The sequence below is a fragment of the Streptomyces xanthophaeus genome (genome assembly GCF_030440515.1).
Lineage (GTDB): Bacteria > Actinomycetota > Actinomycetes > Streptomycetales > Streptomycetaceae > Streptomyces > Streptomyces kutzneri.
On the sequence record NZ_CP076543.1, the window covers coordinates 4,578,025 to 4,603,478 of the forward strand.

Sequence of the window (25,454 nt, forward strand, 5' to 3'; positions counted from 1 at the left end):
CCGGACCCCCGGTCTTTCAGCCTCGCCGGCGTTTGAGGCGCGGGGTCTGGGGCGGAGCCCCGGGAGGGCGGGCCGCAGGTCAGGACAGGGCGGTGGGGAGCGGGGCCGCGTGGAGGGCCGTCAGGCCCGAGACCGCGCGGGTGAGGCAGACGTACAGCCGCCGCAGGCCCGTCCGCTCGTCCGGCTCGCCGTCCACGATCGCCGCGGGCTCGTCCAGGACCACGTAGTCGTACTCCAGACCCTTCGCCAGCGACGCCGGGACCAGCGTCAGGCGCGACTCCGAGGTCGTCTCCTCGCCGGGAGACAGGTACGGCATCCCCGCCTCCGCCAGCGCCTCCGCCAGCACCGGGATCCGCGCGTCCGCCGCGATCAGGCCGATCGACCCCTCCTGCGCCAAGGAATCACGGCACGCGGCGACCACCGCCGCCGTCAGGTCCGCCGTCTCCTCGACCCGCAGGGACCCCGGCGTCTCACGGACCGAGGAGACCGGGGCCAGGCCCGGGGAGATCGACGGCAGCAGCCGGGAGGCGTAGGCGATCACCTCGCGCGGTACGCGGAAGCCCGCCGTCAGTTCCTCCAGCACCGCCTGCGGCTTGCCGAGGTGCGTGAGGGCCTCGTCCCAGCTGCGCGTGGCCCACGGTGTGGTGCCCTGGGCGAGGTCGCCGAGGACCGTCGCCGAGCCCGTGGTGCAGCGCCGTCCCACCGCCCGGTACTGCATCGGCGACAGGTCCTGGGCCTCGTCGAGGACCACGTGGCCCAGCGAATGCGTCCGCTCCACCAGGTCGGCCGCCTCGTCGATCAGTACCAGGTCCGCCGCCGACCACTTCGCCGACTTCACGCTCCGGAACGGCTTCGGCCACAGCAGGAGCTTCTGCTCGTCCTCGGTGAGCACGTCCGCCGCGTGCAGCGCGAGGAACTCGGGGTCGGACAGCAGCCGCAGGACCAGCTTCGCCGGTTCGACGGCCGGCCAGATCTCCTTGACCGCCGCCTTCACCGCCGCGTTGCGGGCCACCGCGTCCTGCACCCGGTCGTCCGGGGCCTCGCCCGCCTGCTCCATCCGTACGAGCACCGCGTGCGCGATGCGCTGCGGCAGCGCGTCGCGGGCGGCGCCGTAGCGGATGTCGCGCTTCTGCAGCTCCTCGACCATCTCCTCCAGCTCGTACGCGGGCACCCGCCAGCGGCGCGAGCCGCGGACCACCATCAGCGCCTCCGTGGGGCGGGTGACGTGCGAGCGGACGGCGCGGCCCAGTACCTCCGCCATGCGGGCGTCGCCCTTGACCACGGCGGTTTCGGCGGCGTCCGTGCCGCGTACCTCCAGGCCGGGGCGGGCGACCAGGTCGTCGACGGTGGCCTGCTTGACCTCCAGCTCGCCGAGGGCCGGCAGCACCTGCTCGATGTAGTGCAGGAAGGAACGGTTCGGCCCGATGACGAGCGTGCCGGTGCGGGCGAGGCGGTCGCGGTGCGCGTAGAGCAGGTACGCGACCCGGTGCAGGCCGACGGCGGTCTTGCCGGTGCCGGGGCCGCCCTGGACGCAGACCGAACCGGCAAGGCCGGAGCGGACGAGTTTGTCCTGCTCGGGCTGGATCGTCGCGACGATGTCCCGCATCGGGCCCACGCGCGGGCGCTCGATCTCCTGCTGGAGCAGCTTGCTGACCGTGGCCGCCTCGCCGGGATCGGACAGGTGCTCGTCCTCGTACGCCGTCAGCTCGCCGCCGGTGTACCCGAAGCGCCTGCGCAGCGCGATGTCCTGCGGGTCGGTCTTGGAGGCCCGGTAGAACGGCTGGGAGACGGGCGCGCGCCAGTCGATGACCATCGGGTCGCCGTCGGCGTCGTGGACGTGGCGGCGGCCGATGTAGAACTGCTCGCCCTCCGCGCCCTCGGCGAGCTCCGCGCCCGGTGCGTGCAGGTAGTTGAGGCGCCCGAAGAACAGCGGGGTGTGGGCGAGGTCGGCGAGGGCTTTGATGCGGTCGTCGATCTGGGCCTGGAGGACGATCGCGTTGACCCAGTTCGCGGTGACGTCGCGGATGTCGAGGGACTCGACGTCCTCGCGCATGGCGCGCAGGGCGGAACGCGAGGCGGTGAGGTGGGCCCGCTCGCGGCCCAGCGGGTCGGTGGGTGCCGCCGGGTCCGCGGTCGGGTCCGCGGTCGGGTCTTCGTGTGTGGTCTCGGGGGCGTGCGCGGGCACGGAACTGCCTCCAGCTGCTGGATGCGGAACAGATGGCCCGCCGGTTTCCGGCCGGAGGGCGGCTCTCCCCGATGAGGCGGCGGGAGGCGGCAAGAGCGGAGATTCTAGCCACCGGGGCGGTGCAGCGCGAACGAATATCGGAGGCGTGGATCAGGGGGATCAGGGGATCGTGAGGGAGGAGAGGAGCTGCTGGTGCATCTCCTTCAGGTCCTTCTCGTTGTCCTTGGGACCGTAGGTCAGGGCCATGACGAGATGGTCGTCGTCGGAGATGAAGCGGATGGAGCCGACCGCGGCCCCGTCGGCGTCCTCGCCGGTGAGGTTCGCGTCGAGGGCCGGGCGGCCGTCCACCGTCGTCTTGCGGACGTCGTCACTGGTCAGGGTCCCGCCGCCGGTCAGGCCGTACGCGTCGACGAACCCCTTGAGGGCGTCCTCCAGCGGGATCCGGTCGCCCGGCATGTCGTAGACGGCGAAGCCGGTGGCTCCGTCCGGGGTCTCCACCCCGTACACGCGGGCGTCGACGGAACCGCCCTCCATGGGAATGGCCCCCATGCGGACCTTGGCCTTTCCGGGAAGCTGGGCGGTGATGCCGCTGGGGGGATCGGTGGTCTTCACCGTGCCCTGGGCGGACGGGGTGGGTGTGGGTGTCGGTGTGGGGGCGGCGAAGGCGGCCGCGGCGGTGTGTGCCGGAGCGGCGAACGCGGTGGCGGACGGCAGCAGCCCTCCTGTGACCAGGGCTGTCGATGCGGAGAGCAGCGCGATGCGCTGCGTCCGGGAACGGTGGGTCATGCGGATCACTCCCTGGCGTGGTCGCCGGCACCGCGGACCTTCCCAGGGTCCGTCCCGACCCGCCCGCGTGCATCCGGACGGGTGTCGCGCCGCGTCGTACCAGGTCGCACCAGGTCGTACCGGAGAGTGTCAGACCTTGGTATCCACCCCTAGGGGTACGCATGCGACGGGAGGAGGACCCGGGGACCGGTGAGGTTCCCTCCCGGGAGCGATGTGCCGGACGGCGCGAAAACGGACCATGGATCCATGAGCCCCGCAACCTTCACCTCGATCCAGGGCAGCCGTCCTAGCGGCGCCACATCCGACTCCCGTCCGCAGGGCGGCCTCGGCGGCATGCTGCGTGCCGTCAAGATCTTCGCGGCGACCGCCGTCAGCGTCGTCGTGCTCGGTGAATACGCCGAGGACGCGGGCGTCATACGCCACTGACCTCGGGCCCCACGCAGCACATCCACTGATCCACTAGGGTCACGCGGGTGACCCGGAGTCCCGTTCCCAGCCGCTCACCGTCGTCCCTCGCCGGTGTGCTGCTGACCGGCTCGCTGCTGCTGCTCGGTGTGCTCTGCATCGCGCTGCGCATTCCGGTGGCCGACGCCCTCGTCCAGGGTCTCTCCGCCGCCGAGTGGGGGCCGTCCGCCACGTATCCGCCGTTCGCGGCGATCCTGTTCACGCCCGCCGCCTGGCTGCCGAGCGGCGCGCTGAAGGCCGTCCTCGTCCTCGGCAACGCCGGCCTGCTCGCCCTGCTGATCACGCTGTCCTGCCGCCTGGCGGGACTGAGGTCCCGGCCCGGGCCCGTGCTGGCCGCCACCATCGCCGGGCTGTGGCTGCAACCGCTGTTCCAGGCACCGCTGCCCGGGCTGATCAACCTGGCTCTCGCCTGCCTGGTCCTGTGGGACCTCGGCCGGCCGCGCTCCGCGCTCGGCAAGGGCTTCGCGCTGGGCGTCGCCGCCGGGATCACCCTCGCCCCGGCGGCGATCGCCGCCTACCTCCTGCTGACCCGCCGCGTCCGCGCCGGGCTCACCGCACTGGCGGCCTCGGCCGGGACCGCCCTGCTCGGGCTGCTGGTCCTGCCGGAGGCCTCCGCCGAGTTCTGGACCCGGCACCTGGCCGACGCGGCCCGGGCCCTCGTACTGGACTGGCCGCCGCTGTGGGTCTGGTGCGCTCCCTTACTGGCCGTCCTGACCGCCCGTGCGTGCCGGAGTCAGTCGCTCGCCAGCAGCTCGTCGGCGTCCATGATCCGGTAGGCGTACCCCTGCTCGGCGAGGAACCGCTGGCGGTGCGCCGCGAAGTCCTGGTCGATCGTGTCGCGCGCGACGACCGAGTAGAAGCGCGCCTCGTGGCCGTCCGCCTTCGGCCGCAGCACGCGGCCCAGGCGCTGGGCCTCCTCCTGGCGGGAGCCGAAGGTGCCCGACACCTGGATGGCGACGGTGGCCTCCGGCAGGTCGATGGAGAAGTTCGCGACCTTCGAGACGACCAGCACGCTGATCTCGCCCTCGCGGAAGGCGTTGAAGAGCTTTTCGCGCTGCGCGTTGGACGTCTCGCCCTTGATGACGGGGGCGTCCAGGTGCTCGCCCAGCTCGTCGAGCTGGTCGATGTACTGCCCGATGACGAGGGTCTGCTCACCGCGGTGCTTGGCCACCAGCGCCTCGGTGACCTTGCGCTTGGTCGCCGTCGTCGCGCAGAAGCGGTACTTCTCCTCCGTCTCGGCCGTCGCGTACGCGAGCCGCTCCGACTCCGTCAGATTGACCCGGACCTCCACGCAGTCGGCGGGCGCGATGTAGCCCTGCGCCTCGATCTCCTTCCACGGGGCGTCGAACCGCTTCGGCCCGATGAGGGAGAAGACGTCCGACTCCCGCCCGTCCTCGCGCACCAGCGTCGCGGTCAGGCCGAGCCGGCGGCGTGCCTGCAGGTCGGCGGTGAACTTGAAGACCGGCGCGGGCAGCAGGTGCACCTCGTCGTAGACGATCAGGCCCCAGTCCCGGGAGTCGAAGAGTTCCAGGTGCGGGTAGACGCCCTTCCGCTTGGTCGTCAGGACCTGGTAGGTGGCGATGGTGACGGGCCGGATCTCCTTGCGGGTACCGGAGTACTCGCCGATCTCGTCCTCCGTCAGCGAGGTCCGCTTGACCAGCTCGTGCTTCCACTGGCGGGCCGAGACGGTGTTCGTCACCAGGATCAGCGTCGTCGCCTTGGCCATCGCCATGGCCCCGGCACCGACCAGCGTCTTGCCGGCGCCGCAGGGCAGCACGACCACGCCGGAGCCGCCGTGCCAGAAGCCCTCGACGGCCTGCTGCTGGTACGGCCGCAGCGCCCAGCCGTTCTCGGCCAGGTCGATCGGGTGGGCCTCGCCGTCGACGTAGCCGGCGAGGTCCTCGGCGGGCCAGCCCAGCTTGAGCAGCGTCTGCTTGATCTGCCCGCGCTCGGAGGGGTGCACGGCCACGGTGTCGGCGTCGAGCCGCGCACCGACGAGCGGGGCGACCTTCTTGGACCGCAGGATCTCCTCCAGCACCGGCCGGTCGGTGCTGGTCAGCACCAGTCCGTGCACGGGGTGCTTGGAGAGGGTCAGGCGGCCGTAGCGCGCCATGGTCTCGGCGACGTCGACGAGGAGCGCGTGCGGGACGGGGTAGCGGGAGTACTCGACGAGCGCGTCGACGACCTGCTCGGCGTCATGGCCGGCGGCCCGGGCGTTCCACAGGCCGAGCGGGGTGATCCGGTAGGTGTGGATGTGCTCGGGGGCCCGCTCCAGCTCGGCGAAGGGGGCGATGGCACGCCGGGCGGCTCCGGCGAGCTCGTGGTCGACTTCGAGAAGGAGGGTCTTGTCGCTCTGGACGATGAGTGGACCATTCACGCGCGGCGCCCCGTTTCATTCAGGTCAAACCTCCAGTGTGCCGTACGGCGCGGAGGGTGGGAACACGGCGCTTCGGCGGGACACCATGCGGGGCACCACGTGGCGCACCGGGCGGGTCAGCGGCCCAGGCCGTCCAGGAGCAGGGCGAGGCCGCCGTGGAACTCGCGGTCCGGGGTGAGGGAGCGGGCGCCGGCCGCGGCTTCGGTCATGTACGGGAACTCCTCCGCCGGGAGCTCGGCGATCGCGGCGGTGCCCGCGCCGGAGAGGGCGCCGAGGTGTTCCTGCTGGATCGCGCCGATCACGTAGGCGAGCAGGGCCCGCAGGGCGATGATCCGCTCCTCGGGCCCGAACCCGGCCTCGCCGAGCACCCCGAGGACGGTCTCGCCCCAGCGCAGCACGCCGGGGGAGCGGTGCCGGTGGCTCATGGTGAGCGGCAGCACGGCGGGGTGCGCGGCGACGGTGTCGCGCATCCGGTCGACGAGGAGCGTGATGCGGGCGCGCCAGGGGCCGGCGGTCAGGGGCGGCGGGGTGCTGTCGACGGAGCCGAGGACCAGCTCGACGACGAGGGCCTCCAGTTCCCCGCGGTCCTGGACGTACCGGTACAGGGCCATGGTGCTGATGCCGAGTTCGACGGCGACGGCACGCATGGACAGCCCGGGCAGACCCTCACGGTCGATCACGGTGAGGGCCGCGGCGGCCAGTTGGTCCGGGGTGAGTGAGCGGGGACGCGGCATGGTGTTGACAGCGTACGACATACGCTTACGCTGTAGGTGTACGTCATACGCTTACGGAGGAGACCTCAGTGCAGCTCGACACCGGTTCCGTCGTCCGTACCCGCACCCTCACCGCCGTCGCGGACGGCGCCCCCGTGGCCGTCCCCGACCCCGGACGCCTCGTCCACCTCCAGTTCCGCCGGTTCGCCGGCTGCCCCATCTGCCATCTGCACCTGCGCTCGGTGGTGCGGCGGCACGCCGAGATAGAAGCCGCCGGGATCCGGGAGGTCGTGGTCTTCCACTCCGGCGCCGACGAACTGCGCGAGCACGTCGCCGACCTGCCCTTCGCCGTCGTCGCGGACCCCCGCAAGCGGCTGTACGCCGAGTTCGGCGTCGAGTCGTCCTACCGCGCCCTGCTGGCCGCGCGCGCCTGGCGGGCGATCGCCGTCGGCACGCTCGACATCCTGCGCGGCCGGGCGAAGCCGCCGGCGCTCGTCCAGGACGGCGGGCGCCTGGGGCTGCCGGCGGACTTCCTGATCGCGCCGGACGGACGCGTCCTGGCCGCCGGATACGGGGTGCACGCGGACGACCAGTGGCCGGTGGAAAAGCTGCTGGACCTCGCGGCGGAGGCACGTACCGTCCTGGCATGAACCAAGATCAACAGACCTTCGTGCCCGCCGGCTTCGCGGTACCGCGGACCCTCCTCGCCGACGGCTTCCGGCTGGAGCCCCTCGGCGCCGAGCACAACGAGCGGGACCTGGCCGCCTGGACCGGGAGCATCGCGCACATCAGGACGACGCCCGGGTTCGTGGGGCGGGGCTGGCCGCCGGTCGCGGGGATGTCCGCCGAGGCGAACCTCGCCGACCTGGTCCGGCACGCGCGGGAGTTCGAGGAACGTTCCGCCTTCGCCTACAGCCTCCTGGAAATCGGCGGCGACGGCGACGGCGAGGACGAGGTGATCGGCTGCCTGTACATCCACCCCTCCCGGGAGGACGCCCGGCGGGTCGTCGTCAGCCACTGGGTGCGCGCCGACCGGGCCGCTCTGGACGGGCCCGTCCACGAGAGGATCACCCGCTGGCTCCGTGAGGTGTGGCCCTCCGACGCCGGACGGATCGACTACGCCTCCAGGTAGGACCGGTGTTCCCCGGCGGCCGGCATCAGCCGCGCCGCTGCCACCAGCGGCGCTTCGGCGCGGCGGACCCAGGCTCCGGAACGGCGGCAGCGGTGGCGGTGACCGTGCCGTCGGGGGCGAGGTCGCGCTGCTCCGGGGCGACGGTGAGCAAGGCGGCGCGGATACGGTCGAAGGTCGCGATCGGGTGATGCCCCTCCCCGGGCAGCGCCACGCCGACGCAGACCAGCGTGAAGCTGTTCTCGCCGAGTACGGCGCCGATGAACACCGGTGCGCCGACGCACCCCTGCGGCAGGGTCCCGACCCAGCGGACGCCGTCCTCGTCGGTGCGCACGATCTCCCCGACCACGAGGGCCTGCTCCCGCGCGCCGCTCTCGGCGTCGACGGGGTGGCCCAGCAGGTAGGCGGGGACCGGCGTCCCACCGATTCGGGCGATGTCCTCCTCCGTGGCCGCGACACCGTCGGTGATCTCGTCGGTCGTCCAGCTCCACCCCTTGCGCTCGGCGTACGCGTACAGCGCGGTGTCGGGCATGACCGCCACACCCAGGTCGTCGAGGTGGATCCACCCCTCGGCGAAGCCCATGATCGCCACTTTGTCCGCGCTCATCGCGGGGTAGCACAGCTCCGGACGGAGGGTGATCTCGGCCGCCTCGACCCTCGTCGGCTCACCGGCGGTCACCAGGTACTGCCGGACGACCGCACCCTCGGCGGTCTCCTTCACGAGTTCGTTGAACCAGAACGCCGTCGCGTGGTGCTCCGCCCGGTTCACCCGCTGGAACGGAAGCGTCGCCCGGGCGGAGTCCGCGTTGATCAGGTAGACGATGGCGCTGTGGAAATCGGGCAGCTCAGACATGGTTCGGGACAGTAGCGGGCCACCGGCGGCGGCCCCTTCCCGGGGGTGTGTTCAGGAGTTCCAGGGCCGAACGGGTAGACGCCGTGGGCCGATGGGACGAGCGCAGACGTCGCTCCCGGAGCGTCACCGACGCCCCGCCTAGGGTGACAGGCGCCCACAGGCGACGTCGGAACGGACCCTCATGACGCAAGCAAGCTGGGACCGCACGCTCCTCAGCACCTCCTCGGCTCCCGCCACCACCGTCACCCACGACACCGGGCTGCTCCTGCTCCGGCTCGTCGTCGGCCTGAGCATGGCCGGCCACGGCACGATGAAGCTCTTCGGCTGGTTCGGCGGCCCGGGCCTCAGCGCGACCGGAAAGGGCTTCACGGCGGCCGGCTACCCCGCCGGGGACGCCATGGCCGTCATCGCCGGTCTCGCCGAGACCCTGGGCGGCCTCGGCCTCGCCCTCGGCCTGCTCACCCCGCTCGCCGGAGCGGCCCTGACCGGCACCTTCATCAACGTCCTCGACGTCCGGGGCCTGAGCGCCTACTTCCCGCCCAAGGGCGTGGAACTCGAAGTGGTGCTGTTCGCCGCGATCGTCGCCCTCACCCTCACCGGGCCGGGCCGCTTCGCCGTCGACCACCACCTCCCGGTGCTGCGCGAGAACCGGCCCCGCTACGCCCTGCTCGCCCTGCTGGTGGGTGTCGTCGCGGGATTCGTCGTCCTGCTCGTCCGCGACTGACCCGACGGGCTAAGCCCCCAGGTGGGGCAGCGGACCCGCGGGGTACGGGGTCTCCACGGGCAGCAGGGCGTGCGCGGCCGCCTCGTCCCCGGACCCGAGCAGACCGCGGATCTCCCGGGCCAGCCCGGTCACATCACGGATGGAGACCGTCCACTCGTCGGCGTACGCCCGCGACGCCGGACCGGACAGGCCCAGCTGGAGCGAGCGGTACGGCAGCGGATTCAGCCGCAGGTCCCGCTCCGGGTCCCACTGGACCCGGGCCGGCGCCCCGCGCAGTGCTTCCTTCCAGGCCGTCCGGTCCGCGTGCACGCCCCGCGCGTAGTGCGACAGACACGCGTCGCGCAGCGCCCGGTCGAAGCCCTCACGGGTGATCTCGATCGCCAGGACTGTCTGCTGGCCGTCCTTGGACCCCCAGCCGCAGCGGTACATCATCCACAGGAACGACGGCTTGATCCACGTCATCCGCTCGCGCTTCCAGGCGGGCGGGAAGCGGCCGTCGCGGGCGGCCGGCACCCCGAGCAAGGGGGAGTAGGCCTGGTACACCGTGATCGTGGAGTCGGTGTGCGCCGCGCGGATCTGGCGGTTCGGGACATGGTCGTCGGACATGGGCCCAGGATGACGGCCCGTCACCCTGCTGACCATCGGTTTTCGGCGCGGGTGGCGCGGACCGGGAGCCGCCCGGGCCCCTACACCTGGTCGTCCGCCAGCTCCGCGACACCGGTGATCCGGTGCAGCGCGTACGTCCGTACCTCGTCCGCCGTGTGGTCGTACCCGGTGACGAAGCCGCCCTCCACCCGGACCGGCGCGATGACCCGCTGGCTCGCCGCGCCCTCCGCGTTCACGTACCCGATCCACACCGCCGACCCGGTCAGCGCAGCCGCCTGCACCGTCGCCAGGGTCTCCGCCGCGCTCGTGCGCGGCAGTTCGCCCGGCACCCCGGTCCCGGCGGCGGAGGCCGTCGCGGGCTCCTTGCGCACCGCCGTCGCCGCCACGTCGCCCGCGCGGATCGCCCGTACGGCCGCCGCCAGCAGCGCCCGGTCCGGCACCGGCGGACCCTCCGGCACCGGTACGGGCGCCGAGCGGGCCGGGGTGCGGTGGGCGTCGGCCCGCGCCACCAGCACGTCGCCGGTACGGGACTCCGCGGCCGGCGCGTACCCCATCGCCCGCAACCCCTCCAGCAGGACGGTCGGATCCGCCTGAGCCGCCAGCACCGTCGGCGCGAGGCGGCGCAGTCCCAGCCCGGCCGACCGCTTGTCGGCGAGGATCTCGCCCAGCATCGCGTCGTCGTCGCAGCGCACGTACGAGGAGGCCGCGCCGACCCGCAGGTGTCCGTGCCGGCGGGCCACGTCGTCGATCAGGTACGCCAGCGGCTGCGGCACCGGCGTACGGCTGTGCTCCTTGAGGAAGGCCTGCAGGTCCGCGGCGGCATGACCGGCGTCCAGGGCCCGGCGCACCGAGCCGGGCGTGAACCGGTACACCGTCGCCCCGCCCTTGGACTCCACGTCCGCGAGCACGGCGAGGGTGTCGCCCAGCGGGCGGCGCAGCGGGCCCGGGGCCACGGCCGTCAGGTCGGCCTGGAGCAGTACGTGGTCGACCGGCTCCGGCAGCAGCGGGGCCAGCAGCGGTGCCGGGTCGCGGTGCTCCAGCAGGGCCCGGCCGGGCCCGGACAGGGCGCCCCGGCCGGTCACGCCGAGGACCTCCGCCTCGGCCAGCACCCAGTGCGCGAGCCGGGCCCGCAGATCGCTCGCCCCGCGTACGGGACGCTCCCAGGCGAGCCGCGCCAGCAGGGTGTCCGGGTCGGGCGACGCGCCCTCGGGCAGGTCCCCGAGGAGTTCCAGCACGCGCCGGCGCACCTCGGGGGCGGCGGAGCGGTCGAGTTCGGGGCCGAGCGCCGAGAGCGTGCGCCCCTTGGTGTCCTGCTCGCCGACCAGCGGGGCCGTGCGGGTGGCCGGCAGCCAGGCGGCCACGAGGTGCGACCAGCGCTCGGCGGGCGGCAGTTCGACCCAGTCGTCGAAGACCGGGGTGGGCGCGTACCGCTCGTCCGCCTCCCCGTCGCTGGCCAGAAGACCGGCCGCATACGCCAGTTCGGCCCAGAAGGCCGCCTGCGGCTCGGTCGTGTCCAGCAGGGCCGCGGTCCGCTTCAGGTCCCGTACGGAGAGCCCGCCCGCCCGCAGCACCGGCGGACCGGCGTGCTCCCAGGACTTCACCAGCTCCTCGACGGTGGCCAGCGCGGCCAGCGCCTGCCCGGCGGCGTTCGCGTCCACAAGCTGTGGACGGTGCTCACGGTGCGCGGGCACCGGCGGAGCCACCGGCGCGGTGTCCCGGTGCGCGAGCCCGCCGCGCAGGTGCAGCGCCACCTCGCGGGGCAGCACGACCGTCCGAGCCGTCGCGGGCAGCAGCAGCCCCCGGTCGCGCAGCCAGCGCACCGGCGGCGTCGGATTCGGGGTGACCTCTCCGTACGGCGGCCCCCACACGAGCCGCCCCAGCACCTGGTGCGCCTCCGCCGGAGCCTCGTCCAGCAGCGCCGACATCCGCTGCGGATCGGTGAACAGCCCGGTCAGCGCGGTCACCGCGGACACCGGGTCGTGGGTGGCGGGGAGCCCGACGGCCGCCACGATCTCCTGCACGCGGGTCGGCGACATCCCGGCCGTGGCCTCGGCGACGGTCGGACCCAGCCCGGTGGGGGAGGGACGGGAGGCCGAGGGGGCGAGCAGCTCGCGCGCCGTGCGGACCAGCCGCAGCCGGTCCTCGTCGCCCCACACCAGGGCCTGGTCGCGCAGGGTGGCCAGGGCGCCGGGGAGCGCGGCGCGGGCCCGTTCGTCCTCGCCGCCCGTCAGCAGCCCCTCCAGCACCGGGTACGGGCACGGCTCCGGGCCCACCGCGAGGGCCTCGGCGGTCTGCAGGGCGAACCGGTCCAGCCGGTCCAGGGCGCGCACCACCGAAGCCCGGGTGCCGGCCCGGGTGGCCAGCTGCGTCACATCGCCCGGCACCGGCCCGAGCAGGTCCGGGCGGGCGCGCAACAGGGCCGCGAGCGCCGCGTCGTCACGGGCGCGCAGCGCCTCGGCGAGTGAACGCGGGGAGCTTCCCGCCGGGCTCCCGCCGGCGGATCCCGCCGCAGTGCTTGCCTCGGGCACAGTCGCCTCCTGGTCGCGTCGGCCGGTCAGTCGGCCGGTCCCCATCCGGTCAACGGTATCCGCTGCGCCCGCGGCAGCTCCACGGGCGCACGCGCTACCTTCGGGACAGGGGGTAAGGGAGGAGCCTGGGCGTGGGGATCGAAAGCGACCATCTGGTCTACGAATATCTGAGCCGCGTCGGGGACTTGGCGCAACAGCGGCAGCTGTCCTCCGGCGACCGGATGAGGCTGGTGTCGGGGCTGCGGGACGAGATCGACCGTCGGCGCGCCAAGTACGACCCGGACACCCCGGCCGCTGTGCGGCGCATCCTGGAGCGGATCGGCACGCCCGAGGAGGTCCTGGACACCCTCGGCTCCCGGCAGGGCGCGGCCCCCGCCCCCGCGGCCCCCGCCGACGCCGGACTGTCGGTCCCCGTCCAGCGGGGTCCGGGCCGCCTGCGCAGCCGGAAGCCGGCTCCGGCCCGCCCGGTGGCGGAGCCCGAGAACGTGCCGCCGCACCTGGCCGGGCTGGACGAGCTCGGCCCGTCCGGAGGGGCCGAGCCCGACTGGTGGCGGGTGAGCCCGGCGACGTACGGGGCGGGCCCGCAGGTCGACGGTTTCGCGGGCGGCATCGAGATCCCGGACCTGTTCAAGGAAGGCCCGGAGGAGGAGTCGGCGGAGGCCGGCAAGGGCGGGTCGGCGCCGCCCGCGCAGGACGAGGGGCGCGCGCGGAGCCTCGTACGGTTCCTGCGCGAGCGGCGGCGCGCGAAGAAGGACGCGGCGGCCGGGGCCGCCGGACCGGAAGCCCCGGCGGCCCCGGCCGTCCGCCCGCGGCCGAACGCCCTCCTCCTGCTGGCGGCGGCCGTCCTCGTCATCGGTATGGCCACCGGCTACTGGCTGCTCCTCGTGGTCGGCTGGCTCCTTCCGTTCGCCTCGCGCGTGCTGGGGCCGGCCGAGCGCAAATGGGCGGTCTTCGGCCCGCCCGGCGCGGTGCTCGCGGCGGCGGTGCTGTGGGTGTGGGGCCGGATGAACGGCAAGTGGGGCGAGACCCTGCCCGACGATCAGCTGAGCGGGGCGCTGCACGGGATGTGGCCGTGGGTCCTGCGGGGCGCCGCGCTGGCCTCCGCGCTGTACCTGGTGTGGCGGGCGCGGCGGCGGTAGCCCGGAGGGCGCCGGGCCGGTCAGCCTGCCGGGATCGTGCGCTGCATCTCCTCCAACGGGTCGTGGTCGGCCGCCTTGACCAGGTCGAGGAAGGCGGAGGACTTGGCGAGGTCGAGGAGCTGTTGGGCGGTGACGGGCGCCGAGGTGTGCGACGCCTCGTGCGGGCCGACGGCCAGCGAGACGTCGCTCGTTCCGTAACGGAACCAGGCCCGGGACTCGGTGACGTCGCCGTTGTCGACCGGCGAGATCGACGCGGCGGCCTCGATGCCGCCGGGCAGGGTGGTCTTCGAGCAGACCGTGCCCTTGATCTCGCGGCAGGCCTGGGGCGCGGTGCCCGGTTCGAAGGGCCGCACCGAGAAGATGATGTGGAAGGTCTTGCCGTCCTTGGTGCCCTGGTAGTGCCGCACGCCGAGGTCGATCCGCTGCACGGTGCCGACCGACGGCGGCAGCAGCTGCTGGAGCACGCCGACGGCCTGGTTCTGGAAGTTCTCCTGCCGGGCCCGCTCGGCGGGCGGCAGGTCGGCCATCGACGATTCGCCCGGACTGGGTTCGAGGTGGACCGGCGGCGGCGGTGCGGATCCCGCCGGCGGCGCGGCCACGTCGATGACCCCGGTGACTCCGGTCGCCCCCCGGCCGTCGCCGTCGCCCGGCAGGACGAAGGCTCCGGCCAGGCCGAGCCCGGCCACGGCCAGTACCGCACCGCCGATCGCCGCCCGGACGCGCGCCCTGCGGCGCAGGCCCTGGGCGCGGGCCGGGCCCACCAGGTCCACCATGGCGGGCAGTTCCGCGGTCGCACGGTCCATCGCGTCCCGGACGAGCATGGCCGCGGCCCGGTCGTCCGTGCGGTCTTCGTTGGTACCCATGGAGTCTCCTCAGCTCTCGGTGGCGTAGATGTGGGCCTCGCCGAGCCGCGCGCGCAGCTTCGTCAGGGCGCGCGAGCACTGGCTCTTGACCGTGCCCTCGCTGCAGCGCAGCAGTTCGGCGACGGTCTCGACGCTCAGGTCCTCCCAGTAGCGCAGGACGACCATGGCGCGGGCCCGCGGCGGGAGTTCGGCCAGTGCGGCGAGCAGGGTGACGCGCAGGTCGGCGTGCTCGGGCCGGGCCGGCGGATCGGCGCGCGTGTGGGCCAGCAGGTCACGCAGGCGCCGCCGCCGCTCGGCGAGGAAGGTGCGGGTGAGTACGGTTCTGGCGTACGCGTCGGGATACTCGGCGGCGGACACCCGCCGCCAGTGCTGGAACAGCTTCGCGAGCGTCGTCTGCGTCAGATCGCGTGCGCCGTCGGCGTTCCCGCACAGCAGGTACGCGGTCCGGTACAGCTTGCGCTGACCGGCCCGGGCAAAGGCCTCGAAGTCGTGCTCGGTGCCTGGTGGCATCCGCCCTCCCCTTCACATCGTCCGTCTCACCCCTGTCCTGAGCGCTGCCGCCCGGAAAAGGTTGAGCACGGACATGAGGGATGCGAAGGAGGTGCAGGATCCGAGGGCCGCGCCGGAGGCCGGGCGGTCTTCGGCCTGTGTTCCCCCGATGTAGGCGCACAGTCGGTCCGCAGTCGGCCTGCCGTGCGGGTGCCTCGGCACAATGGACGGTATGAACCTCACCGTCGGCTTCGACCTCGACATGACCCTCATCGACTCGCGCCCGGGAATCAAGGCCGCCTACCAGGCCCTTTCCGCCGAGACGGGGACCTTCATCGACGCCGACGAGGCGGTCACCCGGCTGGGGCCGCCGCTGGAGGAGGAGCTCGCGCACTGGTTCCCGGAGGCCGAGATCCCGGCCATGGCCGACCGCTACCGCGAGATCTACCCCACGTACGCCATCGGGCCGACCCCGGCGATGCCGGGCGCCCGTGAGGCGATCGAGGCCGTCCAGGCGCTGGGCGGCCGCGCGATCGTCGTCACGGCCAAGCACGAGCCCAACGCCCGCCTGCACCTGTCGCACCTCGGCATCGAGGCCGACGCGGTCATCGGCTGGCTCTGGGCGGAGGCCAAGGCCGGTGCGCTGCGCGAGTACGGGGCGCAGGTCTACGTCGGCGACCACGTCGGCGACGTACGCGGGGCCCGTACGGCCGGCGCGCTGTCCGTGGTGGTGCCGACCGGCCCGTGCCCGGAGGAGGAACTGCGCGAGGCGGGCGCCGACGTGGTGCTGCCCGACCTCACCGCGCTGCCCCAGTGGCTCGCGCAGTACGTCGCCGCACAGCCCGTCTGAGAGCTTCCCGGGCCGCTAGGGGTGGCCCCTACGCCTGCGAGGCGCGGGCGGCCCGGCGCTGCGCCGCGGCCGAGCGGAGCACGCCCGCCGCGGAGATGGCGAAGCCGACGCCCATGAGCATGCAGACCGCCCACGCGTACGGCGGGAACGGGTCGATGTCGAGAAAGAGCGGAGCCATGGTCGCCAGCGTGGCCACGGCCCCGGCGATGAACACGATGCCGCCGGCCTTGACCAGTCCGTCGCCGGGCCGCGCTTCGTCTGAATGAGGAGTAACAGTCACCTCACCAGGGTAGTTCCCTGGCCGAAGCAGCCGACCGTGAAGGACCGGGGAACGTCTTGTCACCCGGCCCCCGACCATTAGCCTTGAGGTGGCGGGTCACACATGGCCCGCTGCGCTGTTGTCCGGAGCCGTTCACGGCACTTCGGACCCCCGACGAGCACAAGGACAGAGGACGGACGTGCCTACCGGCAAGGTCAAGTGGTTCAACAGTGAGAAGGGCTTCGGCTTTCTCTCCCGCGACGACGGCGGCGACGTCTTCGTCCACTCGTCGGTGCTCCCTGCCGGGGTGGACGCCCTCAAGCCCGGCCAGCGCGTCGAGTTCGGTGTCGTCGCGGGCCAGCGCGGTGACCAGGCACTTTCGGTGACGGTACTGGACCCGGCACCCTCCGTCGCGGCCGCGCAGCGGCGCAAGCCCGACGAGCTCGCCTCCATCGTGCAGGACCTCACGACCCTCCTGGAAAACATCACCCCGATGCTGGAGCGCGGCCGCTACCCCGACAAGGTGCACGGCACGAAGATCGCCGGACTGCTGCGCGCGGTGGCCGACCAGCTCGACGTCTGAGCCCCGCACCGTCACGCGTACGACCGCGCCCCGCCACTCGAAAGAGCGGCGGGGCGCAGCCGTGTGCGCGGGCGGTCAGTCCTGCGGGAAGTCCAGCGAGCCGGGCGCGATGGCCGGTACCAGACCCTCGGCCGCCGCCCGCGTGAGCAGCCCGCGCACCGCCGCGTAGCCGGAGTCGCCGAGGTCGGCGGTGAACTCGTTGACGTAGAGGCCGATGTGCTGGTCGGCGACGGCCGGGTCCAGCTCCTGGGCGTGGGCGCGGACGTACGGGCGGGAGGCTTCCGGGTCGTCCCAGGCCATCCGGACCGACGTACGGGCCGACTCGGCCAGCGCGCGCAGCCGCTCCGCGCCCAGCGAGCGCCGGGCGATGATCGCGCCCAGCGGGATCGGCAGGCCGGTCGTGGACTCCCAGTGCTCACCCATGTCGGCCAGGCAGTGCAACCCGTAGTCCTGATAGGTGAACCGGGCCTCGTGGATCACCAGCCCGGCGTCCACCCGGCCGTCCCGGACCGCCGGCATGATCTCGTGGAACGGCAGGACGACGACCTTGCCGACGCCCTCCGGCAGCACGTCCGCGGCCCACAGCCGGAACAGCAGGTAGGCGGTGGAGCGTTCGCTCGGCACAGCCACCGTCCGCCCGGTCAGGTCCAGCCCCGGCTCGCGCGTCAGCACGAGCGGGCCGCAGCCGCGCCCCAGCGCCCCGCCGCAGGGCAGCAGCGCGTACTCCTCCAGCACCCACGGCAGCACGGCGTACGACACCTTCAGCACGTCCAGCTCGCCGCGCTCGGCCATGCCGTTGGTGAGGTCGATGTCCGCGAAGGTGACGTCGAGGGCGGGCGCGCCCGGTACCCGGCCGTGGGCCCACGCGTCGAAGACGAAGGTGTCGTTCGGGCAGGGCGAATAGGCGATCTTCAGCGGTTCACCGGTGCGGGTGCTGCTCATGGCGTTCTCCCCAGTTCGCGAGTACGGGCCCCAGCACACGGAAGCCGTCGGCGAGCGCGGTCAGCGCGTCCCCGATCCGCCAGGCGGCACGGTCACGAGGGCCCACGGCGTTGGACACGGCGCGGATCTCCAGTACGGGCAGCCCGTGAGCGGCGGCCGCCTCCGCGACCCCGAAACCCTCCATGGCCTCGGCCCCGGCCATCGGGTGCCGGGCGGCGAGCGCGGCCGCCCGGGCGGCGGTCCCGGTCACGGTGGAGACGGTCAGCACGGGCGCGAGCAGCGCCCCGGTCGCCTCGGCGGCGCGGGCGGCGAGCTCGGCGGGCGGCAGGTGCACACTGTGCCCGAAGCCGAGCTCCGTCACGTCGAGGAAGCCGTCGGGGGTCTCGGCCCCCAGGTCGGCGGCGACGATCGCGTCGGCGACCACGAGGGAACCGAGCGGGGCGGCGGGCGCGAACCCGCCGCCGATGCCGGCGGAGACGACGAGCGAGTAGTCGGCGAGGGCCAGGGCGGTGGCGGCCCCGGCGGCGGCCGCCGCCGGACCGACGCCCCCGACGAGCACGTCGAAGGCGATGCCAGGAAGGTCCCGGCGGTTGATGAGGTAGCCGCCGGGCAGCGTGCGCGGACCGGGGCCGAAAGCGTCCGGATGAGGGGTCAGACCGGTGGTGACGGAGTCTGCCTCCGCCGCCACCGCGGTCACGACGAGCGCGCGCACCGCCGCCGCCCGGTTACTTGAGCTTGAGGTTGAAGGACCAGACGGCGAGCGGCTTGCCGTCCTCGGCGATCTGCAGGAACGCGAGCTTCTTCGAGGAAGGGGCCTCGCCCTGGCCGCCCGTCGCGAAGACGTCGGCACCCGGGAAGCTGCGGTAGGTGTTCGAGGAGGGCTCGGTGATCGGCTGGCCGTCCAGGACCGCCGACCAGCGCTTGCCGTCCTCGACGATCTCCGGCTCGACACCGAGACGCAGCGTGTCACCGCGGGCGTACTCGACGGTCTTGGGGTTCTTGAGGTTGGTGAGGCACTCCTGGACCTGGTCCATGGAGAGCTCCTTGCCGTCGTTCTGGCAGGAGGCTTCGGCGGACACCGACGAGGTGCCGACCGTCACGGTCGCCAGCGGTGTCGGCTTCTCGCCGCAGGCGGAGAGGAGGAGGAAGCCGGCGGACACGGCTCCGAGGGCCGCGACGCTGCGGCGGGCCCTACCCGAGAAAAGCGGTGCGGTCATGAGCCGAAGGCTATCGGGCCCCTGGGCTGCGCCGCTGCATGGGGTACCCGTGGCCTGCGGCGCGGCGCATTGTCCGGGGGCGGCGCCGCAGCCGGACATGCGCGGCGGGCAACCGGCTAGGCGACCCGGGGCCGGGAGGCGCTGTGGGGGCGGGGGGCCGAGAGGACACCGCGCAGGGCCATCGTCGTGCCCAGGGCCACGATCGCCGCGGCCACCGACATCCCCAGTACCCCGTTCAGCGGCAGCACGATGCCGATCGCGCCGCCCAGGACCCACGCCACCTGGAGCAGCGTCTCCGAACGGGCGAAGGCCGAGGTCCGCACCGACTCCGGCACGTCCCGCTGGATCATCGCGTCCAGCGACAGCTTCGCCAGCGCCTGGCAGAAGCCCGCCGTCGCGCCCAGCACGGCCATGAACAGCCCGCTGAAGAACACCGCCGCGAGCACCGCCACGCCCAGGGTCAGGCACAGCACCGCCGCGATGATCGCCTCCGGCGCCCGCGCCCGCAGCCACGCGCCCGCCGCCGTGCCGCAGGCGTTGCCCACGCCCGCCGAGACGCCCACGATGCCCAGCGACACCGCCGCGCTCTGCCCCGCCAGGGGATGCTCGCGCAGCAGGAACGCCAGGAAGAAGATCAGGAACCCGGACAGTGCACGCATCGAGGCGTTCGCGAGCAGCCCGCACAGCACCGGCCGGCTGACCGTCCGCAGACCCGGCCGCTTCGAGTGCGGCTCGTGCGTGGACAGCCGCGCCCGGCGCTCGCCCTTGGCCTCGTCCACCTTGTGCGGCAGCGTGAACGCCGCGACGGTGCCCCACACGAAGATCACGCAGGCCCCGTACAGCGGCCACGGCGGCCCGATCAGATGCAGGGCGGCACCCACCGGCGCCGCCGCGCCCGTGGCCAGCAGACCGGCCAGCGTGACCCGGGAGTTCGCCTTGACGAGTGAGAATTTCGGCGGAAGCAGCCGGGGCACCACCGCACTGCGGACCACCCCGTACGCCTTGGACGCCACCAGCACGCCCAGCGCCGCCGGATACAGCTGAATGCCCCCCGTGGCCACCGCGCCCGACATCAGCAGCGCCAGCAGCGCGCGCGCCAGCATCGAGGCCGCCATCGCCGCCCGCCGGCCGTGCGGCAGCCGGTCCAGCAGCGGACCGATCACCGGGGCCAGCACGGTGAAGGGGGCCATCGTGATCGCCAGGTACAGGGCCACCCGGCCGCGCGCCTCGTCCGTGGGAACGGAGAAGAACACCGTCGAGGCCAGCGCCACCGTGATCATCACATCGCCGGCGCCGTTGATGGCGTGCAGCTCGATCAGCTTGCCGAGGCCCGATTCCCCCGCCCCGTGCGCGTGCGTGGCCCGCCGGATCCCCCGCGCCGGAAGGTGCAGCGCACGCCCGACAGCCCGGCCGGCCCGCCTGGCCGGTCCCGAGCCGTCGTCGGACGACCGTACGGGTGCCACACTCGACATAGTGCCCCACCCGGCCCTGCCGGGCGCCTCCCGGCGCGTCACCCGGCCGGTGGCTTGTCCGCGAATCGGACCTTGCATGTGTGCCCGAGGCTTAAGAGGAGGTAGCGTGCGTAGCGCGCCACCGGCGGTTGCTCCTGGCCGCGCGCCTCTTCGTGATCCCGCAGAATGGGTCGCAGTGAGGTGCGCCCGGAGTCCGATCGGGTGCGGACGTCGACGCGGCCCTCTGGTCCGCTCCGCCCGTGCCACGTACGGACAGCACCGACGGGTCGTTGTGGACGACAGTACGGACGGCGCACACGTGAGACGGCGTAGGAGAGAACGAGACCAGTGAGTGCTGCGACGACGCGAAGCCGTACCCCGCGTACCCCCGACCGCCTCTGCGTCGAGGCGGTAGAACTCGCCCGCGCGGCGGCCGAGGAGGCCGCCTTCCCCGGAGTGGTGGGCGCGCACGTCTCCGCCGTCGCGGAGGGCGACCGCGTCGTCACCCACTTCTTCGAGTCCAAGGAACCGGGCTACCGCGGCTGGCGCTGGGCCGTCACCGTGACCCGCGCCTCCCGCGCGAAGAACGTCACCCTCGACGAAACGGTGCTGCTCCCCGGCGACGACGCGCTGCTGGCCCCCGAGTGGGTGCCGTGGAGCGAGCGGCTGCGCCCCGGCGACATGGGCCCCGGCGATCTGCTGCCCACCGACGCCGAGGACCTGCGCCTGGAGCCGGGCTGGTCGGGCGAGGACACCCCGCCGCCGAACTCGGTGGTCTCCACCGAGATGGCCGAACTGGTCGAGGCCGAGGACGCCGACGTCACCGACCGCGCCGTGGTCCCCGTACGCGGCTCCATCACCTCGGTCGCCGAGGAACTGGGCATGCGCCGGGCGCGCGTGCTATCGCGGTACGGGCTGCACACCGCCGCCGACCGCTGGGACGAGTCCTTCGGCGCCAAGACCCCGATGGCGCAGGCCGCGCCCGCCTCCTGCGTCTCCTGCGGCTTCCTGGTCGCCATCGGCGGCTCGCTCGGCCAGGCCTTCGGCGTCTGCGCGAACGAGTTCAGCCCGGCCGACGGCCGTCTGGTGTCGCTGTCGTACGGCTGCGGCGGCCACTCGGAGGCCGCGGTCATGCCGGCGCCTCTGCGGCCGGCCCCGCCGGTGCTCGACTCGATGGCCTCGGACGAGTTCACCCTGCGACCGGCCCCCGACACCGGCTCGGTCCCGGTCTCGGAATCGGACCTGCCGGCCGCGGACCTCGGTCACTCGTAGCCTCGTAGCCTTGTGGCCCGCTCGGCGGGCCCCCTCCGGCGGCCGTGCGGCGTACCCTCGCCCCATGGGGGACACGGGCGCCGACGCGGACATGGTGGGACTGACCGGCCGGGTGACCGGGACGGTCGGGCCCGGGCTGGTGGGCGAGGTCATCGTACGGATCCGGGGCGGGGCGGAGCACTTCCTCGCCCACCCGGTCGCCGGGACCGGCCGCATCGCCGTCGGGACGGTGGTGACGGTGGTCGAATACCTGCCGCCGCGCACGGTGTACGTGATGGCCGCCTACGACAACTGACGCCCCGTCCCACCTGTACGTATCAAGATGGCGACAAGACTCGGCCCGCATCTTCCGGCGTGACCGCCGCAGGCGCAGACTCGGCCTCGTCGGTGCCGAACGGCATCGCGCTAAGGGGGCGTTGCCGATGGCTATCGGCGTCGTGGCGGGAATCGTTCTCGCCGCAATCGTGGCTCTGATCGGCCTGTTCAAGCTCATGTGGCGGGTGGCCGAACCGAACGAGGCACTCGTCATCTCCGGTTCCACGCACAAGACCGAGGGCCTCGGGCAGGGCATGGGGTTCCGGATCGTCACCGGGCGGGGGACGCTCGTACTCCCGGGCGTGCAGGCGGTACGGAAACTGTCCCTGGACCTCAACGAGACCCAGCTGTCCGTGGACTGCGTCACCCATCAGGGCATCCCGCTGCGGGTGAAGGGCGTCGTCATCTTCAAGGTCGGCGACGACCTCGTGTCGATCGCCAACGCGGCCCGCCGGTTCCTGGACCAGCAGAAGATGATGCCCGAGCGCGTGCACATCGTCTTCGCCGGACATCTGCGGTCCATCGTGGGCGGGTTGACGGTCGAGGACATGATCCGCGACCGGGAGAAGCTGACGGGCCAGACCCGGATGGCCTGCGGTACCGAGATGGAGAAGCTCGGCCTGATCGTCGACTCGCTGCAGATCCACGAGATCGAGGACCCGACCGGCTACATCAAGAACCTGGCGATGCCGCACGCGGCGGCCGTGCAGCGGGACGCGCGGATCGCGCAGGCCGAGGCGAACCGGCTGGCCACGGAGGCCGAGCAGGCCGCCTTCGCCCGGATGGCCGAGGCGACGCGCGACAGCGAGATCCTGCAGGCCGGCTACCAGGCCGAACGGGACAAGGCGGCGGCGACGGCCCGTCAGGCGGGCCCGCTGTCGGAGGCGGCCGCCCGCCAGGAGGTCGTCGTCCAGGAGACCCGGGTCGCGGAGCTGGAGGCGCACCGGCGCGAGCAGCAGCTGCAGGCGGACGTACGCAAGCCCGCGGACGCGGCGGCGTACGAGACCCGCACCCGGGCGGAGGCCGAGCGTGACGCACGGATCTCGGCGGCGCAGGCGAAGGCGCGGGAGACGGAACTCGCGGCGGCCGCCGAGGCGACGCGGGTGACGACGGCGGCGACCGCCGACGCGCAGGCCGTGGAGGCGCGGGGCATCGCGTCGGCGAAGGCCACGCGGGCGACCGGTGAGGCGGAGGCCGCGGCCACGCAGGCACGGGGCCTCGCGGAGGCGGAGTCGGCGAAGGCCAAGGGTCTGGCCGAGGCGGAAGCGATCAAGGCGCGGGCCGCCGCGCTGGCGGAGAACCAGGAGGCGGTCGTCGCGCAGCAGCTGGCCGAGAACTGGCCGGCGATCGTGGAGGCGGGTGCGGGGGCCTTCGGGAACGTGGAGCACATGGTCCTGCTGAACGGGGCCGAGGGCATGTCGGAGATGTTCGCGAAGGCGCTGACGATGGGCGGCACGGGCCTGGGCGTGGCCCGCCAGCTCCTGGCCTCGATGGGCCAGCCCCCCGCCTCGGCGACTCCGTCCCCGGCCTCCCCGCCGGTGAACGGCCGCATCCCGATCCGCGAGGAGTAACCCCGGCCCCATCCGGCTCCGCCGGCACATCCAGCCCCTCCGGGCACATCCAGCCCCTCCGGCGTTTGAGGAGCGGGGTCCGGGGCGGAGCCCCGGCAACGGCGCGGGCGCCGAACCGTCCGGTTTCCGGCGCGGCGCCGCTGCCGGGGGCGCTGCCCCCGGACCCCCGCGCCTCAAACGCCGGCGAGGCTGAATGTGTCCGGAGGGGCTGGGTTCGGCCCGGCGAGGCTGGATGGGCCCGCGGGGCTGGATGGGCCCGGAGGGGCTGGGTTCGGCGCGGCGGAGCCGGATGGGCCGGGCGGAAGCCGGGGTGGGGGCGGTTGAAGCGTCGGCTCGAGTCAGCGGCGGCGGAAGAGGCGTTTGGCGCCGAAGACCAGAGCCAGGCCGCCCGCGAGGACGAGGGCTCCCTTGCCGAAGCTGCCGGTCGGCTCCGGCGCGGGGGCCGCCTCCGAAGGCGCACCCGGCTGCGGCGAGGCCGACGCGGCGGCGGCGACCGGCACGGCGATGACCCGACTGCCCTCGCCCTCCGCGCCGAACATCAGCGTGGAGCCGTCCGGCGTGTACGTCACCGACTCCGCCTGGCCCTGCCACGGCGCGTCCACCCGCTCGCCCTCGCCCACCGGCAGGCCGTCCTTCCACGGGTAGGTGCGGGCCGTGAAGTAGCCCCGCAGCGTCAGCCGGGTGCCGTCGGGGGAGAACGCCCCGTCCGTCACCCACGGCACGGCGGCGACCCGACGGAACACGTTCGTGCCCCCCGTCGTCAGCTCCGCGGGACCCTCGTACAGGCCGCCCTTGTTCTCGTCCTTGCTCGCGATGTAGACGCGCCCCGTCACCGGATGGACCATCAGGGCCTCCGCGTTGCGCGCCCCGTCCGCGTACTTCACCGTGAACTGCGTGGCCTCGGCCGTGACATCGCCCAGTTGCTTCGGTTCCGGGAAGCGGTAGATCCACACGTGGTCCCAGGTGCCGTTGCGGTTGTCGCCGATGTCCCCGACGTAGAGCTGCCCGTCCGGGCCCAGCGAGATCGCCTCGACGTCGCGCGGCTTCCCGATCCCCGTCAGCGTCACGCGGGCCACCGTCCTGCCCGATGCCGAGTCCACCGCGTAGATGTACGGGCCGTCGTCGCTGTCGTTGTGCGTCCAGTACACGCCCGGGTGGATCCGGCTTGCGGCCAGGCCGCTCGACTCCTTGATCCGCGGGTCGGAGATGGTGAAGGAGGACGTGGCGGGGGTATCCGCCGCGTGGGCCGGGCCCGGCAGCACGGCGAGTGCGGCGGCGACGGCGGCGGCGGTGGCAACGGCGGCGGACGCGGCGGCGGACGGCATGGGCAGGCGCATTCCCCCAGCCTGCCAGTACGTGCCGCGTGTCCGGCGTCACAGGGGTTTCTGTCGCGCGATCCGCGATGATGACCGGATGCGTTTCATGTTCGTCGGCGACTCCATGACCATCGGACGCGCCGGCGACTACACCTGGCGCTACCGGATGTGGCAGCACCTCAGCTCGACCTTCGGCGGTCCCTACCGGATCGTCGGTCCGCGCTGCGAGCTGTACGACACCGTCGCCGACGCACCCACCAGCCACGCGTACGCCGACCCGGGCTTCCCGGAGCGCGCCCGCCGCCACCTGGCCGGCTGGGGCGAGGGCTGGCAGCACATGGCCCCCCTCATAGGCCCTGCGGTCTCCGACACCGGTGCCGACGTCCTGCTGGTCTCCCTCGGGCTGATCGACCTCGGCTTCTACACCGACGCCGAGCAGACCGCCGCCAACGCCCGCCGGTTCGTCGCCGAGGCCCGCGCCGCCCGTCCCGCCGTCCGCATGGTCCTGCTGCCGGTCATCCCGAACAGCCGGGCCGAGGAGGACGCCCCCTTCGCGGCCGAGGTGGCCCGCTTCAACGAGCTCCTCGCGAAGGCGGTCGCCGACCTGACGACCGACGCCTCGCCGATCCTGCTGGCCGCGCGCCCGGCCGCGTACGACATCCACCGCGACACCTACGACGGGACTCACCCGAACGCCTCGGGCGAGCACCGGCTGGCGGGCGAGTTCGCGGCCGTCCTGCACCAGGCGTGGGGGATCGGCGGCCCCTACCGGCCCGCGCAGGTGCTGTAACACGCCCTTCACGGCGGGGTCTTGCTTCGAG

General features: G+C 73.5%; 27 protein-coding genes. 12 read left to right on the forward strand and 15 right to left on the reverse strand.

From position 1 onward, the window contains the following. Nucleotides 1-79: 79 nt before the first annotated feature. Together KO717_RS20315 and KO717_RS20320 are read right to left on the reverse strand one after the other, a co-directional pair. Nucleotides 80-2,185: a HelD family protein gene (locus KO717_RS20315; protein ID WP_301370005.1), complete on the reverse strand. Its 2,106-nt coding sequence runs from the start codon at nucleotides 2,183-2,185 to the stop codon at nucleotides 80-82. A gap of 159 nt (nucleotides 2,186-2,344) precedes the next feature. Further along, entirely contained in the window at nucleotides 2,345-2,971 is a 627-nt protein-coding gene (locus KO717_RS20320) for a hypothetical protein (RefSeq protein ID WP_301370007.1), read from the reverse strand. A gap of 246 nt (nucleotides 2,972-3,217) precedes the next feature. On the opposite strand from KO717_RS20320, the gene KO717_RS20325 reads away from it, so the two are divergent. After that, a complete protein-coding gene (locus KO717_RS20325) occupies nucleotides 3,218-3,397 on the forward strand; it encodes a hypothetical protein (protein ID WP_301370008.1) in 180 nt (59 codons plus the stop codon). Nucleotides 3,398-3,444: 47 nt separating this feature from the next. Then, a complete protein-coding gene (locus tag KO717_RS20330) occupies nucleotides 3,445-4,212 on the forward strand; it encodes a glycosyltransferase 87 family protein (protein WP_301370010.1) in 768 nt (255 codons plus the stop codon). Here the strand turns inward: KO717_RS20330 and KO717_RS20335 are convergent. Together KO717_RS20335 and KO717_RS20340 are read right to left on the reverse strand one after the other, a co-directional pair. After that, nucleotides 4,170-5,813, reverse strand: a complete 1,644-nt coding sequence (locus KO717_RS20335) for a DNA repair helicase XPB (RefSeq protein WP_030387353.1) — start codon at nucleotides 5,811-5,813, stop codon at nucleotides 4,170-4,172. The two genes, KO717_RS20330 and KO717_RS20335, sit on opposite strands and share 43 nt — an antisense overlap. Before the next feature lie 116 nt (nucleotides 5,814-5,929). Then, complete coding sequence (locus KO717_RS20340; RefSeq protein ID WP_301374631.1) at nucleotides 5,930-6,547, reverse strand: TetR/AcrR family transcriptional regulator; 618 nt, start codon at nucleotides 6,545-6,547, stop codon at nucleotides 5,930-5,932. Between the two features lie 68 nt (nucleotides 6,548-6,615). On the opposite strand from KO717_RS20340, the gene KO717_RS20345 reads away from it, so the two are divergent. Next, nucleotides 6,616-7,176 carry a peroxiredoxin-like family protein gene (locus tag KO717_RS20345; RefSeq protein WP_301370012.1) on the forward strand — a complete coding sequence of 187 codons (561 nt, stop codon included), beginning with the start codon at nucleotides 6,616-6,618 and terminating at the stop codon, nucleotides 7,174-7,176. Next, nucleotides 7,173-7,658, forward strand: coding sequence for an N-acetyltransferase (locus KO717_RS20350; RefSeq protein WP_301370014.1), 486 nt, complete (start codon nucleotides 7,173-7,175; stop codon nucleotides 7,656-7,658). Before KO717_RS20345 ends, KO717_RS20350 begins: the two co-directional genes overlap by 4 nt. A 25-nt stretch (nucleotides 7,659-7,683) precedes the next feature. Here KO717_RS20350 and KO717_RS20355 read toward each other — a convergent pair whose 3' ends face one another. Beyond that, nucleotides 7,684-8,508: a hypothetical protein gene (locus KO717_RS20355; RefSeq protein WP_301370015.1), complete on the reverse strand. Its 825-nt coding sequence runs from the start codon at nucleotides 8,506-8,508 to the stop codon at nucleotides 7,684-7,686. Nucleotides 8,509-8,689: 181 nt separating this feature from the next. Between KO717_RS20355 and KO717_RS20360 the strand changes: the two genes are divergently transcribed. Beyond that, nucleotides 8,690-9,232 (forward strand): DoxX family protein, encoded by a 543-nt coding sequence (locus KO717_RS20360; RefSeq protein ID WP_301370017.1) that lies wholly within the window; start codon nucleotides 8,690-8,692, stop codon nucleotides 9,230-9,232. A gap of 9 nt (nucleotides 9,233-9,241) precedes the next feature. Here the strand turns inward: KO717_RS20360 and KO717_RS20365 are convergent, their stop codons facing one another. Both KO717_RS20365 and KO717_RS20370 read right to left on the reverse strand, forming a co-directional pair. After that, complete coding sequence (locus tag KO717_RS20365) at nucleotides 9,242-9,838, reverse strand: DUF4291 domain-containing protein (RefSeq protein WP_301370019.1); 597 nt, start codon at nucleotides 9,836-9,838, stop codon at nucleotides 9,242-9,244. A gap of 80 nt (nucleotides 9,839-9,918) precedes the next feature. Then, entirely contained in the window at nucleotides 9,919-12,411 is a 2,493-nt protein-coding gene (locus tag KO717_RS20370) for a helicase C-terminal domain-containing protein (protein ID WP_301370020.1), read from the reverse strand. 86 nt (nucleotides 12,412-12,497) lie between these two features. Between KO717_RS20370 and KO717_RS20375 the strand changes: the two genes are divergently transcribed. Further along, a complete protein-coding gene (locus KO717_RS20375) occupies nucleotides 12,498-13,505 on the forward strand; it encodes a hypothetical protein (protein ID WP_301370022.1) in 1,008 nt (335 codons plus the stop codon). A 20-nt stretch (nucleotides 13,506-13,525) separates the two neighbouring features. Here KO717_RS20375 and KO717_RS20380 read toward each other — a convergent pair whose 3' ends face one another. Next, complete coding sequence (locus tag KO717_RS20380) at nucleotides 13,526-14,368, reverse strand: hypothetical protein (protein WP_301370023.1); 843 nt, start codon at nucleotides 14,366-14,368, stop codon at nucleotides 13,526-13,528. 9 nt (nucleotides 14,369-14,377) lie between these two features. Next, entirely contained in the window at nucleotides 14,378-14,878 is a 501-nt protein-coding gene (locus tag KO717_RS20385; RefSeq protein WP_301370024.1) for a SigE family RNA polymerase sigma factor, read from the reverse strand. Nucleotides 14,879-15,089: 211 nt separating this feature from the next. Between KO717_RS20385 and KO717_RS20390 the strand changes: the two genes are divergently transcribed. Continuing rightward, nucleotides 15,090-15,707, forward strand: a complete 618-nt coding sequence (locus tag KO717_RS20390; protein ID WP_301370025.1) for an HAD family hydrolase — start codon at nucleotides 15,090-15,092, stop codon at nucleotides 15,705-15,707. A gap of 28 nt (nucleotides 15,708-15,735) precedes the next feature. Here the strand turns inward: KO717_RS20390 and KO717_RS20395 are convergent, their stop codons facing one another. Continuing rightward, nucleotides 15,736-15,987, reverse strand: coding sequence for a hypothetical protein (locus tag KO717_RS20395; protein WP_030387359.1), 252 nt, complete (start codon nucleotides 15,985-15,987; stop codon nucleotides 15,736-15,738). 178 nt (nucleotides 15,988-16,165) lie between these two features. Between KO717_RS20395 and KO717_RS20400 the strand changes: the two genes are divergently transcribed. Next, nucleotides 16,166-16,549, forward strand: coding sequence for a cold-shock protein (locus KO717_RS20400; RefSeq protein ID WP_030012939.1), 384 nt, complete (start codon nucleotides 16,166-16,168; stop codon nucleotides 16,547-16,549). A 75-nt stretch (nucleotides 16,550-16,624) separates the two neighbouring features. Here KO717_RS20400 and KO717_RS20405 read toward each other — a convergent pair whose 3' ends face one another. From KO717_RS20405 to KO717_RS20420, 4 genes are all read right to left on the reverse strand, one after another. After that, nucleotides 16,625-17,491 carry a 1,4-dihydroxy-6-naphthoate synthase gene (locus KO717_RS20405; protein WP_301370030.1) on the reverse strand — a complete coding sequence of 289 codons (867 nt, stop codon included), beginning with the start codon at nucleotides 17,489-17,491 and terminating at the stop codon, nucleotides 16,625-16,627. Continuing rightward, on the reverse strand, nucleotides 17,469-18,203 hold the full coding sequence (locus tag KO717_RS20410; protein ID WP_301370032.1) for a futalosine hydrolase: 735 nt from the start codon (nucleotides 18,201-18,203) through the stop codon (nucleotides 17,469-17,471). Before KO717_RS20410 ends, KO717_RS20405 begins: the two co-directional genes overlap by 23 nt. A 13-nt stretch (nucleotides 18,204-18,216) precedes the next feature. Beyond that, a complete protein-coding gene (locus tag KO717_RS20415; protein WP_301370034.1) occupies nucleotides 18,217-18,708 on the reverse strand; it encodes a DUF2771 domain-containing protein in 492 nt (163 codons plus the stop codon). A 116-nt stretch (nucleotides 18,709-18,824) separates the two neighbouring features. Next, nucleotides 18,825-20,180 (reverse strand): MFS transporter, encoded by a 1,356-nt coding sequence (locus tag KO717_RS20420; RefSeq protein WP_301370035.1) that lies wholly within the window; start codon nucleotides 20,178-20,180, stop codon nucleotides 18,825-18,827. A gap of 327 nt (nucleotides 20,181-20,507) precedes the next feature. Here KO717_RS20420 and KO717_RS20425 point away from each other — a divergent pair, with 327 nt between their 5' ends. The 3 genes from KO717_RS20425 (at nucleotide 20,508) to KO717_RS20435 (ending at nucleotide 23,317) form a co-directional block, all read left to right on the forward strand. Further along, nucleotides 20,508-21,431, forward strand: coding sequence for a DUF3027 domain-containing protein (locus tag KO717_RS20425; RefSeq protein WP_189735105.1), 924 nt, complete (start codon nucleotides 20,508-20,510; stop codon nucleotides 21,429-21,431). A gap of 64 nt (nucleotides 21,432-21,495) precedes the next feature. Beyond that, on the forward strand, nucleotides 21,496-21,726 hold the full coding sequence (locus tag KO717_RS20430) for a hypothetical protein (RefSeq protein WP_030011817.1): 231 nt from the start codon (nucleotides 21,496-21,498) through the stop codon (nucleotides 21,724-21,726). 121 nt (nucleotides 21,727-21,847) lie between these two features. Next, complete coding sequence (locus tag KO717_RS20435) at nucleotides 21,848-23,317, forward strand: flotillin family protein (RefSeq protein ID WP_437184536.1); 1,470 nt, start codon at nucleotides 21,848-21,850, stop codon at nucleotides 23,315-23,317. Between the two features lie 338 nt (nucleotides 23,318-23,655). On the opposite strand, the gene KO717_RS20440 is transcribed toward KO717_RS20435, so the two are convergent. Continuing rightward, complete coding sequence (locus KO717_RS20440; RefSeq protein WP_301370040.1) at nucleotides 23,656-24,654, reverse strand: WD40 repeat domain-containing protein; 999 nt, start codon at nucleotides 24,652-24,654, stop codon at nucleotides 23,656-23,658. Between the two features lie 76 nt (nucleotides 24,655-24,730). On the opposite strand from KO717_RS20440, the gene KO717_RS20445 reads away from it, so the two are divergent. Continuing rightward, complete coding sequence (locus KO717_RS20445; protein ID WP_301370042.1) at nucleotides 24,731-25,423, forward strand: GDSL-type esterase/lipase family protein; 693 nt, start codon at nucleotides 24,731-24,733, stop codon at nucleotides 25,421-25,423. Nucleotides 25,424-25,454: the final 31 nt, after the last annotated feature.

Bases quoted from the DNA above. Each gene is read 5' to 3' on its own strand.
- KO717_RS20320 (WP_301370007.1), bottom strand. From the start codon at position 2,971: ATGACCCACCGTTCCCGGACGCAGCGCATCGCGCTGCTCTCCGCATCG.
- KO717_RS20325 (WP_301370008.1), top strand. From the start codon at position 3,218: ATGAGCCCCGCAACCTTCACCTCGATCCAGGGCAGCCGTCCTAGCGGC.
- KO717_RS20340 (WP_301374631.1), bottom strand. From the start codon at position 6,547: ATGCCGCGTCCCCGCTCACTCACCCCGGACCAACTGGCCGCCGCGGCC.
- KO717_RS20350 (WP_301370014.1), top strand. From the start codon at position 7,173: ATGAACCAAGATCAACAGACCTTCGTGCCCGCCGGCTTCGCGGTACCG.
- KO717_RS20355 (WP_301370015.1), bottom strand. From the start codon at position 8,508: ATGTCTGAGCTGCCCGATTTCCACAGCGCCATCGTCTACCTGATCAAC.
- KO717_RS20360 (WP_301370017.1), top strand. From the start codon at position 8,690: ATGACGCAAGCAAGCTGGGACCGCACGCTCCTCAGCACCTCCTCGGCT.
- KO717_RS20365 (WP_301370019.1), bottom strand. From the start codon at position 9,838: ATGTCCGACGACCATGTCCCGAACCGCCAGATCCGCGCGGCGCACACC.
- KO717_RS20370 (WP_301370020.1), bottom strand. From the start codon at position 12,411: ATGGGGACCGGCCGACTGACCGGCCGACGCGACCAGGAGGCGACTGTG.
- KO717_RS20380 (WP_301370023.1), bottom strand. From the start codon at position 14,368: ATGGGTACCAACGAAGACCGCACGGACGACCGGGCCGCGGCCATGCTC.
- KO717_RS20385 (WP_301370024.1), bottom strand. From the start codon at position 14,878: ATGCCACCAGGCACCGAGCACGACTTCGAGGCCTTTGCCCGGGCCGGT.
- KO717_RS20390 (WP_301370025.1), top strand. From the start codon at position 15,090: ATGAACCTCACCGTCGGCTTCGACCTCGACATGACCCTCATCGACTCG.
- KO717_RS20405 (WP_301370030.1), bottom strand. From the start codon at position 17,491: ATGAGCAGCACCCGCACCGGTGAACCGCTGAAGATCGCCTATTCGCCC.
- KO717_RS20415 (WP_301370034.1), bottom strand. From the start codon at position 18,708: ATGACCGCACCGCTTTTCTCGGGTAGGGCCCGCCGCAGCGTCGCGGCC.
- KO717_RS20420 (WP_301370035.1), bottom strand. From the start codon at position 20,180: ATGTCGAGTGTGGCACCCGTACGGTCGTCCGACGACGGCTCGGGACCG.
- KO717_RS20430 (WP_030011817.1), top strand. From the start codon at position 21,496: ATGGGGGACACGGGCGCCGACGCGGACATGGTGGGACTGACCGGCCGG.
- KO717_RS20440 (WP_301370040.1), bottom strand. From the start codon at position 24,654: ATGCGCCTGCCCATGCCGTCCGCCGCCGCGTCCGCCGCCGTTGCCACC.
- KO717_RS20445 (WP_301370042.1), top strand. From the start codon at position 24,731: ATGCGTTTCATGTTCGTCGGCGACTCCATGACCATCGGACGCGCCGGC.